This window comes from Paenibacillus sp. D9 (genome assembly GCF_001188365.1).
In the GTDB taxonomy this organism is placed as follows: Bacteria; Bacillota; Bacilli; order Paenibacillales; family Paenibacillaceae; genus Paenibacillus_O; species Paenibacillus_O humicus.
Genome location: NZ_JZEJ01000001.1, coordinates 4,670,008 through 4,687,247, shown reverse-complemented (window position 1 = coordinate 4,687,247; position 17,240 = coordinate 4,670,008). Strand labels below are relative to the sequence as shown.

Below are 17,240 nucleotides of genomic sequence, written 5' to 3'. Positions count from 1 at the left end.
TGACCGCAGCTGTCAGTGAGGGTCCGTTATGCTTGTTCCGTAACGGAATCGGCGGCTGAGCCGCCCAGTGGAGGGATGCTTGATGTTTACGTCTATCGAGGATTTTGAAAAGGAATGGAAAGCGGAAGCGGAGCTGACCGCAAGCGTACTGGATGCTCTCACCGATGAATCGCTCGCCCGGCCGGTGGCGGAGAAGCGCCGCACGCTCGGAATGATTGCGTGGCATTTGGCGGAGTCGATCGGTTACATGGCCTCCATGGGGCTGGACTTCACCCCCGCGGATGCCGGGCAGCGTAATTCCGCAGAGGGAATCACATCGGAATACAGGCGCGTCAGCCGTGATATTGCGGATGCCGTCCGCTCCGGGTGGAGCGACGAGACGCTGCTTCAGAAGCAGGAAATCGGCGGCGAGCTGTGGGCGAACGGCGCTTCGCTCCGATTCACCGCCATGCATCAGGCCCATCACCGGGGGCAGATGACGGTGCTGATGCGGCAGGCGGGCTTGCGCGTTCCGGATGTATACGGCCCGAGTTATGAAACCTGGGTGGAGAAGGGAATGGCTCCCCTGCCCTGACTCCGTTAAAATGGACGAAACGGCACCCATGATCTCCATCAGGCGCAAACGGCGCTGAATTCCATTCTCAAGCTGTCAGCGGCAAAACCGCCTGCTTATGACGGACATCTGCGAAGGGACTGAGTCCATTGGCCAAAGCCGACAATATGCTCTCGATTCTCTGGCTGCTCCGCTCCGGCCGCAAGATGACCGCCAGACAGCTGGCGGAGTCGCTGGAGGTGCACGTGCGCACGATCTACCGCTGCATCGATTCCCTTTGCGCCAGCGGCGTTCCGATCCTGGCCGATTCCGGCCCGAACGGCGGCTACCGAATTCTGGATTCGTTCAGCGAGTCCCCGCTGTTCTTCGATCCGGATGAGCAGCGCGCTCTCGTCCAGGCTTCCGTTTTTGCCCGGGAAGCAGGCTATCCTTACAGCACCGACCTCGTCCATGCGCTGGACAAGCTCATGCGATACGCGACGGACGAACAACGGAGCCGGCTGGCCAGGCATACGGACGGACTGGAGGTCGTCCATTCCCCGACAGGCCCGCTGGAGCAAGAAGCTCTCCGGGTGCTGGAAAAGGCCGCCGCCTCGGGCGAGACGGTCATCATGGATTACGACAAGGGCCACGTAGAATCCGGTTCCATCACTGGTTCAAGCACTGGTTCAAGCCGCCGGGAATTCGATCCGTACGGAATCGTCCATTGGAAAGGGGCTTGGTATACGGTGGGCTTCTGCAGACTTCGGGGAGAGCTGCGGAGCTTCCGTGCCGACCGCATCCGAAGCGTCGAGAGCGGCAGCCTCCGGTTCGAAAAGCCGGAGGGCTTCTCCGCCAAGGAGTATTTGCTGAGCAGCCTGATGCCGGGCGCGCTGGAGAAGGAGCCGCTCGTCGACGTCGTCCTGGAAGGAGCGCCGCTTGCGCTCGGGGAGCTGTGCCGACACTGGCTGTTCGGGCATTCCGTCGCAGAGCGGCTTCCGGAACGGCTGCATCTTCGGCTCGGCGGCGATTCCCTCCAGACCTTCGTTCCTTACTTCCTCCTTCCCTACGGCCGCTCTCTGACGATTATCGAGCCGGCCAGCCTCATCGAGCGGATGGTGCAGGTGAGCTCGGAAGCGGCCGCCCATTATACGGATATGCTGAAACGACATTCAATATCAACGAAAGGCAGGTTGAAACCATGAGCAAATATGCAATGTTCGGTAAAATGAAAGCCCATCCGGGAAAGCGCGCCGAGCTGCTCGACCTTCTGCTCGGAGCCGCCAAGACCCTCGACGAAATGGAGGGCTGCGAGCACTACATCATCCATGAAGCGGCCGATGACGAAGACACGATCTGGATTACCGAGCTGTGGCTGAACGAGGAAGCTCATGCCGCTTCCCTGCGCAACGAGCAGGTGCTTGCCGTCATCGGCCAGGCACGCCCGCTCATCGCCGCAATCGAGCCGATCCGCGTCAGGCCGGTCGGCGGCGTCGGGCTATAGGCGGCAAACAGGACAAAAAGCTTGCCTCCGCAGGCGCAAATGCGCCTGGACGGGGACAAGCTTATGTTGGATAGTCGCGAACAGGCCGACTGACTGCTGCCCTGCCCTTGACCTTTATGTTTAATCGCCATGCCTTCGGTGCACTCAACAGGATGAAATGTTTCCGGGGCTTGGTCAGGATTGAAGCCTGCACCGATAAGGATTGCTCCGCTCAGCCTTGCAGCATCCCCTAATCATTCAATCCCTTGCCATCGAGAATCTGCTGCGTATATTTCTCCACCCTCGACTCTCGAGTTTTGGATTGCTTGGGGGCCGAAAATAAAGAAGGTAAGCTCTCTGCCTTCCAGGGGTCAAGGCTTCAAAAGCAGCCTTCAAGGCAGGCATCTCATCGAGTTTCGTTTGAAATTCTTCCGAAATGGCATATTCGGTATTCTTTTTAAATTCCACTTTCAAACCGGCTTTTTCAACTTCAATGGCTTCATTGATATAGGCTTTCAAGATCGTTTCCTTATCAACGATTTCCTGGAGATTGGCGAACCGGATCTGGCGCGCCGCCTGTACATTTTCCGTTTGTCGAATCAGAATCCCGTTGGCATCCTTCAACAAGGCGCCTTTATGGAACAGGAGCGCGCAATAATCTTTGAATCCGTGGATGATCACGATGTTTTTGTTCTCGAACGTATAACAAGGATGCATCCACTTGAAGTCTTCGGTCAGCCCGCAGTCAAGAACGATCGCTCTCAGCTTCTCATATTCGGCCTTCCACTTTTTCGATTTCCGAATAAATCCATCTACCTTTGGATTCGTTGACATGGTTGAGGAACACTCCGTTTTCATACGAGAGGAGGGACGCGTATTTTCGGTTCCAACTGCTCGTTTATCCTGGTTTGGCTGTCCGGTTTGCCTTTGGTGCTGATATCATCTTATCACACCTGAAGCGCAGCCGCTTCCGATGGCCAATCAACAGTAAGGACTTGTCAGGCCCGATCATGCTGGACGAATGTCCTCTTCAGAAACTCTCTCGTGCGCTCCTGCTTCGGCCGGCTGAACATTTGCTCCGGTGTCCCTTCTTCGGCGATAACGCCTTTATCCATGAACACCACCCGATCCGACACTTCCCTTGCAAAATCCATTTCATGCGTGACGATGAGCATCGTCAGCCCGGAATGGGCCAGCTCCTTCATCACCTTGAGCACCTCGCCTACCATCTCGGGATCGAGAGCAGATGTAGGCTCATCGAACAACAGGACATCAGGCTCCATGGACAACGCTCTGGCAATCGCCACGCGCTGCTTCTGGCCGCCCGACAATTGCTTGGGCTTGGCGTTGATATAAGCCTCCATGCCCACTACCTTCAAATATTTCCTTGCCGTCTCTTCCGCTTCCGCCTTGGAGCGCTTCAACACCTTGATCTGGCCGACCATGCAATTGTTCAGCACATTATGATTTTCAAACAGATTGAATTGCTGGAACACCATCCCCAGCTTTTTGCGATAGGAGGGAATATGGTGGCTGCCATCCAGAATATTCCGGCCCCGATAATGGATTTCTCCGCCGCTGGGAATCTCCAAAAGGTTGATGCAGCGAAGCAGCGTCGACTTCCCCGAGCCTGAGGAGCCGATAATGGTGACCACTTCGCCATGATGGACGGAAAATCCGATATTTTTCAGCACTTCATTCATGCCGTAGCTTTTATTGAGCTGTTGGATTTCAATGACTTTTTCCATAGGTTTCTGTCTCCTCTTGCTTATCGGGCGGGTTCCATCTCGTAGCTTTTGGAACCATCCAGCCTTTTTTCGAAGTAGCGCAAAATTCTCGTGACGGTAAAGGTCATGACAAAGTAAATTACGCATGCGACAAAGAAGGATTCAAAATACCGGAAGTTGTTGCCCGCAACCGACTTCGTCAGGAAATAAAGCTCCGAAACGGAAATCACGTTAAGAACCGAGGTATCTTTGATATTGATGACGAATTGGTTGCCTGTTGCCGGCAAAATATTGCGGATGACCTGAGGTAAAACAATGTTGGCCATCATCTGCATGTGAGTCATGCCGATCGCATGAGCCGCTTCGAACTGTCCCTTATCGACCGACAGAATTCCGCCCCGGACAATTTCCGCCATATAAGCACCCGTATTGACGGACACGACAATGAAAGCTGCGGTGAGCACATTCATGTTGAAGTCGAAGGCCATTGCCGAGCCGTAATAAATGACTACAGCTTGCACGATCATAGGTGTGCCGCGGAACACTTCAATATATACCGTCAAAAGAAGGTTCGCGCTCTTGAGCATGATCCGCTGCGCGGCACGCCCAGGCGTCGGTATCGTCCTTATCACGCCAGCCAACAAGCCGATGACGGCGCCGATGACGGTTCCCACCAAAGAGATCAAAAGCGTCATCCCTGCCCCGCGCAGGAACATCTGCCAGTTCTCTTCGACAATTTTTACAATCCATTCCAAACTCATGCCGATGCCTCCCATTCATTCATTACAAAACCGACTGTATGGCATACAGCCGGTTCTCCGTTGGCATTATTTGGCTGCAGGCTGATTTTTTATCGCTGCATCCATGATGCTTGTGCGCTGCTCTTCCGAAATTCCTTTTAGAATATCGTTGATTTTCGCCGTATACTCGCTGCCCTTCTTGAGGCCGACTGCAATCGCCGTGTCATCCTCGGAGGTTTGGAAGCCGTCCTTGAATTCAACCATGACGAGGTTGCCGTTGGCCGCGGAAGCGCTCACCGCCTCCGGGCGCTCCGACACATAACCGTCGATCATTCCGGACTCGAGCGCTACTCTCATGACCGGGAAGTTGTCCATCGCCGTTTGCTTGGATACGCCTGTAATCTGGTCAATGACCGAATAGTGGAAAGTGTTTAGTTGAGCCGTCACTTTAGCCCCGTTGAAATCCTGGATGGAAGTGGCGCCTTCGTATTTCCCGCCTTTTTTCACGACCATCACCAAGTTGGACTTGTAGTAGTTGTAGGAGAAATCAATCGTCTCCTTGCGCTCTGCGGTAGGGGACATCCCGGCAATGATCGCGTCGATTTTTCCCGAAGTCAAGGCTGGAACAAGCCCATCCCACTCCGTCTTCACAATCTCAAGCTTTTTGCCCAAGCCGTCTGCGATCTTCTTCGCGACTTCCACATCGTAGCCGCCTGCGAATTCAGAAGTTCCGGCGATGCTGACGCCGCCATTGGAATCATCTTTTTGAGTCCAGTTGAACGGCGCGTAACCCGCTTCCAGTCCAACCTTGAACGTATCTTCATTTTCTGCCGTTGATCCGGCATTTCCCTTTGAACCGCAGCCCGTTATCATAAGCATGGCGGAGAGCAGCAAGATCGAAAATACCTTTGTCTTCATCTTCATTTTTTTATCCTCCCGGAATCTCTTTTTTCAAAACAAAAAAGCGGCCTGAGATCAGCTCAGGCCGCACGATGCCATAATACCTTATATGCCTCTGCTTCCCTGGGAAGATAGCTCAACTCAATGAACGGGGAGGTTCATTGAGACAGTCCTGCAGCTCTTAACTGCAGACCCAGCAAGCAATACGGAGCGTATTACCCACTTCGGCGGCATTTCCTTCTTCATAGCCTCATCGCCTTCTCGAGCTCCGCTACAAACTGTTAAACGCCGCGCCTCTACCTCACCGATAGTGTGAGGCAATATTCAGTTATCATAACTATGCTATAGGAAGCGGAAGATTGTCAATGTATATACACGGATCAATTGGCGGAAACATACCATTTCTAACGGCGGAATGTTTCTTTCATTTCTAAAATATCGTGTACATTATTTAACATGTATATTGTTGATACCTCTCGTACAACTAGCGTCGTGTTTCCCTTGGGCTTATTAGAATCGAGTTCTAATATTATCATCACTTGTCGTACCGTTCTCCGTGCTGCCTGTAACGGCAAGTTTAAGGCCATCCTTTTGCAGGATGGCCTTCTGCTGAAGCATGCGCCAGTCCCCCGCTGTTACCGATGCCGCATATGTTTTGACCAGTATTTCATTGCCCTTGGGCGTAGATTTCCCTACTCCTTCAGATGAAGAACACCGGGCGACCGTATTTGGATTACCGTTCTAGTGTTTGCTCAAATGGACTGCAGATTCATTAAAACCTTTCGTGATGAGCCATACCGCCAGGATCATTTCATTGGCGAATATTGGAAGCGCCAAGACCGCCCCCCAAGCAGAAACTTGATCAATGACCCCGAACATTTCTAAAAAGGCAGCTAGAAGAATCAGTGCAGACCCTGTCATGCCTAACAAGGGGATGAACCTGGGTACAAGTTTGGACTTATAAAAGATATAACTATACATCATCGTATTTATTCCTAGAAATAAATTAGGTCCAAGCAAAAATGTATAGTCATGCACTGCTTTTAGCAATGTACCCGAAACCTGATAAGACGCGATATCCGGGGCCCCCGCTGCTACATAGTTTTGACTTAAGGCCAGCAGGGACAGGACGCTGATCACCCCTACCGTAATAACAACAGCCTCCAAAAACCGGAAACAAACATGCCAAAGAGCAATCGTTTCATTGAATTTCCGTAAAAAAGGAAACATGGTTGTTGCAGTGCCTACCGCCGCAATGACAAGCATCAATTCCATAACCGCCCCAAGCACCACCTCGTTGGCATGCGCGGAACCTTGAACCAGGTAATCGGGATCATTTAGGACCGGTTTGTATAAGATAAGCCCTCCTATAATTGATGTAACGGCTGCAAGGATAAACAGAACACCTACGATTCTTGATGCTGTCTTCGTTGAAAAATCCATATTCCTCATCCCTCCTCTGAGTTTTCTCCGTAAAAAAATACCTCTTCCAACGGCAAGTTAAAGGCTAGAGCAATACGAAATGCCAGCTCCAGAGACGGGGAGTAGTTTCCCTTTTCAAGAGCCACGATCGTTTGTCTGGTTACACCAACCTTGTCGGCCAGCTGCTGCTGGGTCATTTCATTACGGTTGAATCGTAATTTTCGGATGTGATTGCCAACAAGAGCTTTACCCATCTTAGACTCCTCTCCTGTAGTGATACAGTCTCGATAAAGAACCGGTTACGTCCGAAAGAAAACCAGAGACAATTAGGACGATGAACATCACCTTCAAGGGTCGGTCGATAACCAAGGATCCCATAGCCAGAAGAAAACCGACGACAAATACAGCAAAAGAATTCCGGAAGGCCAACAAATCAATCCGCTTATCCAGCTCATCCGCAAATGCAGGCTCCTTTTCACCTGTCGTCATTCGGAAGACGATGTTGAAAATAATGCTGATCACGATGTGCGCTGCGATGGAAACCAAAGTCAAAACGAGTACAAAGGATCCCCAGTAATGAACCATTTCCTTTGAATCCAGTGCCCCTTCTGGATACTGCGGGTACCTGTACAAGCAATAAGCCGCAAAAATGAGTAGGGAACTGATTAACGATACGATGCTTTTCTTTTCTTGATAGGTCATGTACGACACCCACCTTAATCAAAGTAAAACCAACTGAACATAATGTATACCAAACTATACATATAGTCAACTTTAATATACAAAAAAGCCGATCAACACCTGAATAGAAGTGTTTCGGCTTGGGTGATAACACCTTTCCCTTACTTATGGCTAAAATTCGCTTCAGCTCAAAAGTGATCAATTAATCCCAATTCTGCAACCCTTTATTTCCTCTGCAGCGCTTTTATCGTTGAGGCGATACCCTCCTGGAAAGGCGTTGCAAGAACCGGACCGATGAGTCGTTCGTACTTGTCTCGGCTTAGCGTCAGCGGTTCTTCGGTCAGGTAAAGCATCTCCACGACTTCCTTCATGACGGGCAAGCCGATTCCGAGCAGGGACAAGCCCAGCTTCTTCAACGGAATGACCGGTTTGACGCTGCCGCTCGCCGATTGCGCGATCTTCGCGATTTCTCGTCCGGCGATCAATCCGGCCCCCGGGATATTCCAATTCTGCCCGTAGGCGAAGTCTTTGCCGGCCAACTCGACAATCATGGCCGCCGCGTCCGGCAGATAAATGAACTCGCGGGGAGTATGCATATTGCCGATGTAGAACGCCATCTTGCCGGCCGCGATTGCTTCCAGCGTCGAGCCCAAATAAGAAGCCTCGTTGGCCGTAGGTCCGTAATAATCGGGCAGACGGGCGATCAGAACCTTGGCCCGGCTCCACCGCTTGCTGAATAACATCCGTTCATATTCCAAGCGGACTTTGCCTTTTCGAGTATGCGGTTGCTTGGGATGCTCCTCAGTCACCGGGTTAGCCTGTCTCCTGCCGTAAGGGTAAATACCGTCAATCGCGACGACTCGGACAGCCATGCGCTCGGCCGCCTCCATCACCGACACGCCCAGCGGAATCAACTTGCTCGCCATCTCATGGTAAGGAACATTCGCGCAATGGAACCATACGTCCGCGCCGCCTGCTTGAGAAGCAATATCGTCGGGTCGCATCGCGTCCCCTACGGCAAGCGTCAAGTGCGCAGGGTTGCCTAGCCGACCCGCGAACTGTTCTAATTTCTGGCGTGAACGCCCGAATGCAATCGTGTCGATCCCTCGTCTCACAAGTTCTTCCGTAATTGCGGCTCCCGTTCCGCCCGTCGCACCAATCACCATTGCTTTTGTCATCGCCATTTCTTCACGGCTCCTTCGTCATAGGATATGAAATAATTTCCAACTATGCTTTCGTTATAGATCGGGCAGATTGCCTGACTTGGTTCCTACCCGGTATGACGTTGTAATGCCTTCGTAATTCAGCATCATGCTCATGCCCATCGAGGCGTGTTTGAGGTTGTGGCAGTGGATCATCCAGAGGCCCGGATTGTCCGCTTCCAGATACAGCTCGTAGGTCTCGCCCTTCTTCGTCAGAAGCGTATCGAGATACACCGGGCTGCCTTGCAAGGCAGAGCCGTTCTTGCTCACGAAGCCTCGATCTCAATGGACAGGTAGACGATGACCTGAGCGTTCCGGTCAATATCGATTTGCTCCCCCCCGTTCAAACAATCCTTCCGCGTTCTCCGATCCCGACACGCCGGCTGCAACATTCGTTTTTTTCATTTTCAACGACCTCATTTCGCTGGATTTGGAATGGAATGATTATCCTTCTCCACCATGCGTTTTACCGTTGATGCTATCCCCTCTTGATAAGGAGCTGGCGATAAGCCGCCATACTCAGTGCCATATGTTCCAAGATCGTGGAAGCGCCCCTCGTAGCGATCCAGCATTTGCTTCACCTTCGGCTCATACCACTGAAGCAGTCGCCGCTGCCACCCTCCGATTGACTCGAAATGCGGCACCGCTTGAACGACTGAACCCGCGAGGTCAAGAAGCTCCGTTTGTGTAATTGGACCTTTGCCACGCAGATGCCAATCGCCCCCGTAGGAGGACTCCATCGACGCCAATTCCACGACATACCTCGCGGCATCGTCCACGTAGAGGTAGTCTCTTTTGACGGATGGATCGATCAGGAGCTTAACGGGCTTCCCTTGAACGACTTTGCGAAGCGCGTAGTGGATGAGCGTGTTGGAGACGGCCTCGCCGTACAACTCCGGGCTGAAGATTCGCATGGAAGTCGCGCCGGGAAGGTTCGGGTGCATCGGTTCCTCCTCATCGGCGGGAAGATAGACCCCTTCGAGGGTAACCGTTCTCGCTCCGGTCGCCGCGGCGGCGCTTCGAACGGCTTCTAGCATCCGCCGCACCTTCTCCGGTTTATCGTCGTAGGTCAAGTATACCCCGCAGAAAATCACGTCAACGCCTTCCGCGGCAGCCAGCAGCTTGCTCCGATTGCCGGCCTCTCCTCTCGCCGTTCGCAGAAGCGATGTGGATGAGAAGGCCTCCTCCAGCGCATCCAGCTTCCTTTGCGATCCCGAATAGGCAACGACTTCGACATTAGCCCCGATTAATTGCTTAACTAGCGCCTTTCCCCACCCGCTGCCTGCTCTCACTACCATTGCTTTAAGCATTCTGATCACTCCTAAGTTAAGGTATTTAGAGATTCTGAAGATTGCTGATTAGGTTCCTAACCGATACGGCTTTGCCATTAGCCTTATAATTGATTAGCCACTTACTTTGGAAGACGAGGTTTCCGCACAACCGCAAGGACCACTATCGCTCCGATAATCGAGAACGCGGCAGCTCCAAGGAACACCCAGGAGAATCCTCCGGTCAACGCTTGCGCTTCGGCTACGCCGCGGCCCATCAAGCGATCGATTCGAGCCGATGCCGCCGTTGTCAGCACCGCAAGTCCAATGGCTCCGCCAATCTGTTGGCTCGTATTGACCAAGCCGCTGGCAAGCCCCGCTTCCCCATCCGCCACGCCGTGAACGGCAAGCTCCGTTCCGGAGATGAAGGCGCCTCCCAGTCCGACCCCGATCAAAATAGATGGCCCCAGCAGATTGGCTGCGAATGTAGCGTCGCTAGGCGAAAAGGATAGCCCTATTAGCCCTGCGGCTAGCAGAATCAGCGATGCCGCCAGAGTCTTGCCCGTACCGATTGCCTTGATCGCTGCAGGAACGACTCCGGCGATGGCGACCAGCGCTCCGGCGAGGGGGAGCTGGGTGAGGCCTGCTTTTAACGCGTCATAATGAAGCACTTGCTGCATGTAAACCGAGAGCGCGAAGAACAATCCCGTCGTCGCTCCTCCGATGAGGAACATGGCTAGATTGCCGCCCGTAACCGACTTGTTGCGGAAGATGCCGAGCGGCATAAGCGGGTTCGAAGCACGCTTCTCGAGGAAGACAAACAATCCGAGCAGCACCGCCGCCAAGGCTGCGAGAATCAGCGTCTGCGGAGCCGTCCAGCCGACCCGCTCTGTCCCGGAAAGCGCAGCTACGAGCGCTACGATGCCGGCAGTTACAGCAGCCGAGCCCGACATATCCAGGCTGAGGCGTTCGCCAACCGAATCCTTGGCGATGAGGAAGGGAACAGCCGCCAGAATCAATGCGGCTACAGGAACATTCACATAGAACACCGCGGACCAGCCAAGCGAAGCCGTCAGCACGCCTCCCAACAGGACGCCCGCCGCGCTGCCGATACCCGCAACCGCGCCCCAGATGCCGAGCGCCTTCGCTCGATCCTTCGGATTCGCGAACAGCTTCGTGACGAGAGCAAGCGCGGCCGGGGCCAGCAGAGCGGCCGATGCGCCTTGAATCGCTCTCGCCGTGAGCAGCCAGGCTCCCGAGGTTGCCATTCCGGCTGCGGCCGAAGCAAGCGCGAATCCGGCCACTCCGGTCATGAACAACCTTCGATGTCCGAACCGATCCGACAGCCTTCCTCCGAGAAGCAACAAGCCCCCGAAGGGCAATACATAAGCCGTAATGACCCCGCTCAGAGTAGTTGTGCTGAGATTAAGTTCTGATCCGAGAGAGGGAAGAGCGATATTGACGATGGATGCATCAAGCACGACCAGGAATTGCGCGAACGCCAGCGCGATCAGCGCCCACCACCGCAGTGAAACAGCGCGGGAGTTCGCGATTGCCGATTGAACGATGGAACTCATCCGAATTTCCTCCTATTATTGATTAATCACTTACATTTGTTCAAAAAAATATTCGACCTGCCAAACCGCTTATCCGTCTTTATTAGAGTCCCTTTCCCCCCTGCCGCTCGACTCGTGACCAACAGGTGGATCGTGCTTGATCCCTCGCTTTCTCCGATAGTGATTGATCAATTACTAACTTGATGGTTTCACTATATCAGAGTGTTAGTGATTGGTCAATAACGATTTTGGGAAAATTCCACCCCCTCATCCTTTCATCAATTCAGGCAAATTAATCGCGACGGCAACGTTGCACAGCATTCCGCGCGCGAGGAACAGCATCGTCCGCTCTTCGGGCTTTCCGATACCGGCTTCACGGAAAGCGGTCAGCACCATATCGCGAACTCCCTTAAGCCCGTTGCGCATCGTCTCCTGGATGGCGTCCTCCCGAATGGTCTGTGCTTGCATCTGCAAAAACATTTCGTTCTGGTACATCGCCTGAATGTTCTCGTACTCTTGAATAAGCTTCGCTTCCAGCAATTCCGGCGAAGTCGTCTCCATCACCTGGCGGAACGATTCGATCACCCGAGACCAGGACACCTCCAACGCGGCCAGCAGCAACTTCTCCTTAGTCGCGAAAAATCGGAATACGTAGGGCTGCGAGATGTTCGCCCGTTCCGCCACCTGCGCCGTCGTAGCCCGGTAATACCCGGCTTCCGCGAACACTTCAATCGCCGCGGATATAAGGTCCGATCTGCGGTTGACTGACGTTGCTTCGGATTTAGCCATCTTTTAATTCCTCCTGTCGATAGTGATTGATCAATAATGAATTCAGTATACAATGGCCGAAGGAGCGATGCAAATCGTTCTGCAACAGCCCCGTGAGTGCAGATCGGGATCATCCGTACAAATATGAAATCCTTGAAAGAATCCTTGAAAGAAAGCATACTAAACCATGAATACAGGAACTCACAAAATGCAGGCTAAATAAAGGGATCCTTTAGGGGTACAATGAGGCGTTATTGATTGAAGCCGCCTGAAGGGCGTAGGACAAAATGTCGGTTCTTCTTAGAGCCTTTCCTACAATAATATAAGCAGTCGAAAGCTCAGGTGATCTTAGCACCGCTGATAATCCTGGTAAATACATCTCCATCTGCGACTTGTATAACAGTAGCTTCCTGAAATAGGAATCCTCAAAAACAAATTTCGCCCCACTTGTGGTTCACCGCGCTGTCAGTACGGCATGTATTTAGATAAGTCATGATCTATCTTTTACTGTAGGAATTCTGAGCCCGATACCATTCGACTGTAGCGGCCAGAGACTCTTCCGGCGTTGTCGCCTGCAGCCCGAACCGATTCGTAAATTTGGCTGCTTACAACAAAATCCTTCTCAAACTGATAGGACATCTCGATACTTCCCCTCGCTGCCGGGATGAATAACCCACCAACGCGGAGCATGCGTTCGGACAATACCTTCAACTCAATTAAGATGCGCTCCTCAGCAAGCCTCTCATTTAGAATTTTCAGACTATCCAACCGGCCGATTCGGTTCTCTATAGATTCAGCGGTTATTTGAAGACGACACATTTCCTTCAGCGTTTCATCCCTTTTCTCCTTCAGGGTTGAGCTTAATCCTTCTACACCTCTCTGTTTCAGGATGCTGCCGACCTCTTCTAATGCAGAATTTATAATCAACTATCAAAACTCATTCTAAATTCCGTTACATCGACGACTGTTTTGTTTTTAAGATTCTCCGTGCTGTCTATAACGGCAAGTTTAAGTCCATTCTTATGGTATGACCTTTTCTTTGCAAGCCCGAAATGCGAAAGAGTTGTAACCCCGGCTCCAACCGTCAATAGGGTTATTATCGAGCCGTACGGCATATCCCATAAATGAGAAAAAGGAGTCCCACCCATTGCAAGCATATGTGGAAGTTATTTTTCGAACGATCGCCGCTTTTGTCCTCCTCATGATCACATCGAGAATTCTCGGCAAGCAGACGATATCCAATATGACCTTCCATGACTTCGTGAGCGGCATCACGCTGGGTGCCATTGCGGCGAATTTGGCGTTTAACCATAAGCTCAACCATTGGCTCATCATCGCATCGCTGCTGATGTTCTTCGGCATCTCTTTCCTCGTGTCCAAGATCGCGCTCAAAAACCGGGCGTGGAACCGGTTGGTATCCGGCACTCCGACCGTCGTCATCGAGAACGGCAAAATTCTCGAGGACAACATGCGAAAAATCCGTTACACGTTGGACTCCCTGGCCCAATCATTGCGAGAAAAAGATATTTTCAATATGGAGGAGGTCGAGTACGCTTGCTTGGAGGATCACGGGAAGCTGTCCGTCAAGAAAAAAAGCGAGTATGAGTGGGTGACGCGCAAAGATCTGAAGCTACACGCCGCGGCCGTCCAGTCGTTCCCTGTCGAGCTGATTATGGACGGCACAATCATGGAAGACAATCTCGTCCACAACGGGCTGACCGTCCAGTGGCTGGAGCAGGTGCTGCGGCAGCGGAACAAGTCCGTTTCCGACGTGTTCTATGCCGTGAGAGGTACGCAAAATCAGTTGTATTTTGACTACTATCGGGACCACATTGACAAACCTATCGATTAGCCCCGACCTCACTGCGCTCTCCCCTCGCTTGCCGAGTGCTCCTCCCCCCCATCAGGGAGGCAACCTCTTGTAGCACCTTCCTCCATTACTCCTACAGATCTCTAACACCCTTCTTGCCACCAAATTTTCGCCGTCACTTATAATAAGGCTCACCCTATCACAAGTGATGAAAATAGATTGGACTCATTGCGAATCTCCAATCGGCATGATCGGCTCAGTGGAAGAGGGATGCCGTCTACAAACAAGGCTGCTTCGAGTTAGACTCGCAGCAGCCTTGCTTAGCTTCCTTTACTTGTTATTCGGCGCCAGAATGTTCAACGACACCGTTTCCGCCTCTGCTCTTGCCGCTTTGCCTCCAGAAATAAATTCGTTGGCGCCTTTGCCTTTGATTATGCCCAGCTTTTTCATTTCCGCCACTGCGCCTTTCGCCCAGCCCGGAATGTCCTGATCATCTGCAAAGCCAGATGCCCCAGCCGCTCCGTCCGTCTGACCCAAAGCCTTTGCGATCATCGCGGCCATTTCTGCACGATTGATTTCGCCATTCAGGCGGAAGGAGCCGTCTTCGCAGCCATTGACAACACCCGCTTGCACGGCCTGCGCGATAGATCTTTGCGCCCAGGCGCCGCTCTTCGCCTTGTCGGCGAATGCCAATGCCGCTCCGTCTCCTTGCCGTTTGAGTGACTGCAAATTCCGCGCGCGTCACGGTGCGATCCGGCTTGAACCTACCGCATTATCGGAAAGAAAAGGTCCCAAGGAGTTCATCTCCAAGGGACCGCAGGCATTGCCTTTATATTGCAACGGCAATTGCAATCGATCTCTTACTGAATGCCCTTTTCGTCATAGTACTTGTTGGCTTGTTCCTTCACGTAATCCATCACTTGATCGACACCGGCAGCCTTCAGCTGCTTGCGGTACGTTTCAAGCGCTTTGTCCACATTCGGCACCAGACCCATCATGAGCGGCATGCCGTACTGCTGAATGACTTGGTTCACCGCCGCCTGCTGGGATTTCACCGGCTTGTAGTCCATGACGATCGGAGAGAAGATGTTCGGCTTGCTTTCGGCCTTGAATTCCTCGAGCAGCGTCGGGAACTGCTTCCATCCCCCGGCTTGCTCTTCTTTGATCAGGCTCTCGACACGCCAGCCCCAGCTCGTAATGCCGTAGTTCTTGAAGGTTTTGTCGTTTTCCTTGCCCTTTGGAGGCGTAATGACCAGCTTTCCGTCTTCGCTGAGATTGTAGTCCAGGTCCTTGATGCCATAGGTGAGCAGGTCGAAGTATCTCTCATCCGTCCGAATTTTTTCCAGCGCCATCAGCGAGCGCTCCGGATTTTTCGAGCTTTTCGGTATCGCCATCGCGTTGTTGACCGACAGCGTCGGCATCGCATAGTTATGGAAGCGCGTGAACGGGAAATACCCGTACTGGGCCGCTCCTTTGTTCGCCTTCTCGGCATCGACGATGAAGCCGCCCGCGCCGGGAGCGTTGCGCCAGTAAGCCCCGCCCGTGCCCGCCTTGAGGGCATCTCCGGCTTCCTTCTGCGAGGAGAGCGTATCCGAGGTCCAGAAGCCTTTTTCCGACCAGGTCTTCATGCGCTTGACGAATTGCTCGAACTCCGGCGTTTCGGCATAGTTGATAATATCCCGCGGCGTATCATAGGATTTGGCGACGATGACGCCGCTGTCTCCGCCGATCTGCTCGTAGCCTTCATAGGCCTTGAAAAGCGTGAAGACTTCGTTCCAGGCTTTGCCGTTGATCGGCGTGACCTTTTTCTGCGTTTTGACGGCTTCCAGGTAGGCCTCGATCGAATCGAGATCCTTGATCTCCGGCACGTTCAGCTCCTTGCGCCAGTCCTCGCGGTACACGAGCCCGTCAGGCGTGTACTCCGGATATGTGCTCGGTACGGCGAAGATTTTTCCTTGAACCGTCGCTTCCGTCCAATCCTGCTTCGGCACGGTTTTCCACGTTTCCGGCATATAGGTCGGGATCAGGTCCGTCAGATCCTTGAACGCGCCTTGGTCCGCGAATTTGTAGTAGTCGGCCCAGGTGGAGGCGAACACCATATCCACCTTCTCTCCGGACGTCAGCAGCAGGTTGTATTTCGTCTGCCAGTCGTTCCAGGTCGTGAAGTTCAGCTTGATCGTGGCGTTGATGTCCTTCTCCAGCATTTTGTTGATTTCTTCCTGCACCTGCGGGCTGTCCTTGTGGCTGTCGCCGAGGACGTACCAGACAAGTTCCACCTTCTTGGACGTGTCGATCTTCCCCGGGTCTGCCGATGGAGCGGCTCCGTTGTTCGCTGCAGCCGCGCCATTGGTCGCGGCTCCCTTATTTTCGGCGCTTCCGCTGTTGCCGCTGTTTCCATTGTTTCCGTTTCCGCTGCATGCCGTCAGCACACCGGCCAGCAGCACCGTCGTCATCGCCAGACCGACTGTTTTCTTTTTGTTCATGATAGACTCCTCCTAGTAAGGTTTTGCAAAATGGCAACCCCGTTCCGTTCTCTTTCTCGTTCCTTGCTCTCTCGTTCTTTGCACTCTCGTTCCTTGCTCTCTCGTTCTTGCTCTTTGCTCTCGTTCTTGTTCTCTCGTTCTTTGCACTCTCGTTCCTTGCTCTCTCGTTCTTGCTCTCTCGTTCTTGCTCTCTCGTTCTTGCTCTTTGCTCTCGTTCTTGCCTGTCTCTTTTATCATCGCGTCTGCTTGCCGGACACAGAAAGAGCCATTCGGCTTGCAGAAGCGACCGCTGACGCTTCTCCATGATCTAGCTCACGTCGCAAGCGCTTTCCAGCTTGCTTTTCAGCTTGCTTTTCAGCCGTTCCATGACGGTCGGTTGCGCCCGTTTCTTCCTCTAGGCGCGGGAGCAGAGCGAGCAGCGCCTTCCTTCTCCGCAACTCAGGAGCGAAGCGAGTTCGATCTTCTCTCCCCCCTTGGTGCGGGAGCGGAGCGAGCAGCGCTTCCCTGCACCTTCAGCGCAAGGGTGGAGCGAGTTGCGCTTCCCTTCTCCAAGCGTGAGAGCGGAGCGAGTTCACGCAATCGGAGGAGGGGGGATTCATTCGCGAGGGGATGGAGCGGGCGGAATAGCTCTGGAAAAGCGTCAGCGGTCGCCTTTGAAGCCGGATTTC

General features: G+C 53.0%; 18 protein-coding genes, 1 pseudogene and 1 riboswitch. Of the genes and pseudogenes, 4 read left to right on the top strand and 15 right to left on the bottom strand.

Going from position 1 to position 17,240, the window contains the following annotated elements; all coding sequences use genetic code 11:
* The first annotated feature begins 82 nt into the window (after window positions 1-82).
* The 3 genes from VE23_RS21025 (at window position 83) to VE23_RS21015 (ending at window position 2,036) form a co-directional block, all read left to right on the top strand.
* The gene (locus VE23_RS21025) at window positions 83-574 is read left to right on the top strand and encodes a DinB family protein (protein WP_049869017.1); all 492 of its coding nucleotides are present in this window, start codon (window positions 83-85) and stop codon (window positions 572-574) included.
* 128 nt (window positions 575-702) lie between these two features.
* Window positions 703-1,737, top strand: a complete 1,035-nt coding sequence (locus tag VE23_RS21020) for a helix-turn-helix transcriptional regulator (protein WP_049869016.1) — start codon at window positions 703-705, stop codon at window positions 1,735-1,737.
* Entirely contained in the window at window positions 1,734-2,036 is a 303-nt protein-coding gene (locus VE23_RS21015) for a putative quinol monooxygenase (protein ID WP_049869015.1), read from the top strand. The genes VE23_RS21020 and VE23_RS21015 overlap by 4 nt, the downstream gene beginning before the upstream one ends.
* Window positions 2,037-2,265: 229 nt before the next feature.
* Here VE23_RS21015 and VE23_RS21010 read toward each other — a convergent pair.
* The 13 genes and pseudogenes from VE23_RS21010 to VE23_RS20950 form a co-directional block, all read right to left on the bottom strand.
* A pseudogene (locus VE23_RS21010) lies at window positions 2,266-2,873 on the bottom strand (YdeI/OmpD-associated family protein).
* 140 nt (window positions 2,874-3,013) lie between these two features.
* Window positions 3,014-3,763, bottom strand: coding sequence for an amino acid ABC transporter ATP-binding protein (locus tag VE23_RS21005; RefSeq protein ID WP_048745745.1), 750 nt, complete (start codon window positions 3,761-3,763; stop codon window positions 3,014-3,016).
* A 20-nt stretch (window positions 3,764-3,783) separates the two neighbouring features.
* Window positions 3,784-4,503, bottom strand: a complete 720-nt coding sequence (locus VE23_RS21000) for an amino acid ABC transporter permease (protein ID WP_049869013.1) — start codon at window positions 4,501-4,503, stop codon at window positions 3,784-3,786.
* A gap of 66 nt (window positions 4,504-4,569) precedes the next feature.
* Complete coding sequence (locus VE23_RS20995) at window positions 4,570-5,406, bottom strand: transporter substrate-binding domain-containing protein (RefSeq protein WP_049869011.1); 837 nt, start codon at window positions 5,404-5,406, stop codon at window positions 4,570-4,572.
* A 100-nt stretch (window positions 5,407-5,506) separates the two neighbouring features.
* Window positions 5,507-5,689, bottom strand: a riboswitch (Lysine riboswitch).
* Window positions 5,690-6,123: 434 nt separating this feature from the next.
* Window positions 6,124-6,825 (bottom strand): DUF4386 domain-containing protein, encoded by a 702-nt coding sequence (locus VE23_RS20990; protein ID WP_049869010.1) that lies wholly within the window; start codon window positions 6,823-6,825, stop codon window positions 6,124-6,126.
* 5 nt (window positions 6,826-6,830) lie between these two features.
* Window positions 6,831-7,058, bottom strand: coding sequence for a helix-turn-helix transcriptional regulator (locus tag VE23_RS20985; protein ID WP_048747276.1), 228 nt, complete (start codon window positions 7,056-7,058; stop codon window positions 6,831-6,833).
* A 1-nt stretch (window position 7,059) separates the two neighbouring features.
* Window positions 7,060-7,506 carry a hypothetical protein gene (locus tag VE23_RS20980; RefSeq protein WP_021878734.1) on the bottom strand — a complete coding sequence of 149 codons (447 nt, stop codon included), beginning with the start codon at window positions 7,504-7,506 and terminating at the stop codon, window positions 7,060-7,062.
* 203 nt (window positions 7,507-7,709) lie between these two features.
* Window positions 7,710-8,663, bottom strand: a complete 954-nt coding sequence (locus VE23_RS20975; protein ID WP_174806387.1) for an NAD-dependent epimerase/dehydratase family protein — start codon at window positions 8,661-8,663, stop codon at window positions 7,710-7,712.
* Window positions 8,664-8,723: 60 nt separating this feature from the next.
* Window positions 8,724-8,957 (bottom strand): multicopper oxidase domain-containing protein, encoded by a 234-nt coding sequence (locus VE23_RS20970; protein ID WP_049869008.1) that lies wholly within the window; start codon window positions 8,955-8,957, stop codon window positions 8,724-8,726.
* A 146-nt stretch (window positions 8,958-9,103) separates the two neighbouring features.
* Window positions 9,104-9,997, bottom strand: coding sequence for an NAD-dependent epimerase/dehydratase family protein (locus VE23_RS20965; RefSeq protein ID WP_049869007.1), 894 nt, complete (start codon window positions 9,995-9,997; stop codon window positions 9,104-9,106).
* Window positions 9,998-10,098: 101 nt separating this feature from the next.
* A complete protein-coding gene (locus VE23_RS20960) occupies window positions 10,099-11,532 on the bottom strand; it encodes an MFS transporter (protein WP_049869005.1) in 1,434 nt (477 codons plus the stop codon).
* Window positions 11,533-11,778: 246 nt separating this feature from the next.
* The gene (locus tag VE23_RS20955; protein WP_049869004.1) at window positions 11,779-12,300 is read right to left on the bottom strand and encodes a TetR/AcrR family transcriptional regulator; all 522 of its coding nucleotides are present in this window, start codon (window positions 12,298-12,300) and stop codon (window positions 11,779-11,781) included.
* 483 nt (window positions 12,301-12,783) lie between these two features.
* Window positions 12,784-13,206, bottom strand: coding sequence for a hypothetical protein (locus VE23_RS20950; protein ID WP_049869003.1), 423 nt, complete (start codon window positions 13,204-13,206; stop codon window positions 12,784-12,786).
* Window positions 13,207-13,426: 220 nt separating this feature from the next.
* Here VE23_RS20950 and VE23_RS20945 point away from each other — a divergent pair, with 220 nt between their 5' ends.
* Window positions 13,427-14,131 (top strand): DUF421 domain-containing protein, encoded by a 705-nt coding sequence (locus tag VE23_RS20945; protein WP_127509462.1) that lies wholly within the window; start codon window positions 13,427-13,429, stop codon window positions 14,129-14,131.
* Between the two features lie 288 nt (window positions 14,132-14,419).
* Here the strand turns inward: VE23_RS20945 and VE23_RS20940 are convergent, their stop codons facing one another.
* Both VE23_RS20940 and VE23_RS20935 read right to left on the bottom strand, forming a co-directional pair.
* Window positions 14,420-14,782: an S-layer homology domain-containing protein gene (locus VE23_RS20940; protein WP_049869001.1), complete on the bottom strand. Its 363-nt coding sequence runs from the start codon at window positions 14,780-14,782 to the stop codon at window positions 14,420-14,422.
* A 167-nt stretch (window positions 14,783-14,949) separates the two neighbouring features.
* Window positions 14,950-16,572 carry an extracellular solute-binding protein gene (locus VE23_RS20935; protein WP_048747262.1) on the bottom strand — a complete coding sequence of 541 codons (1,623 nt, stop codon included), beginning with the start codon at window positions 16,570-16,572 and terminating at the stop codon, window positions 14,950-14,952.
* Window positions 16,573-17,240 lie beyond the last annotated feature (668 nt).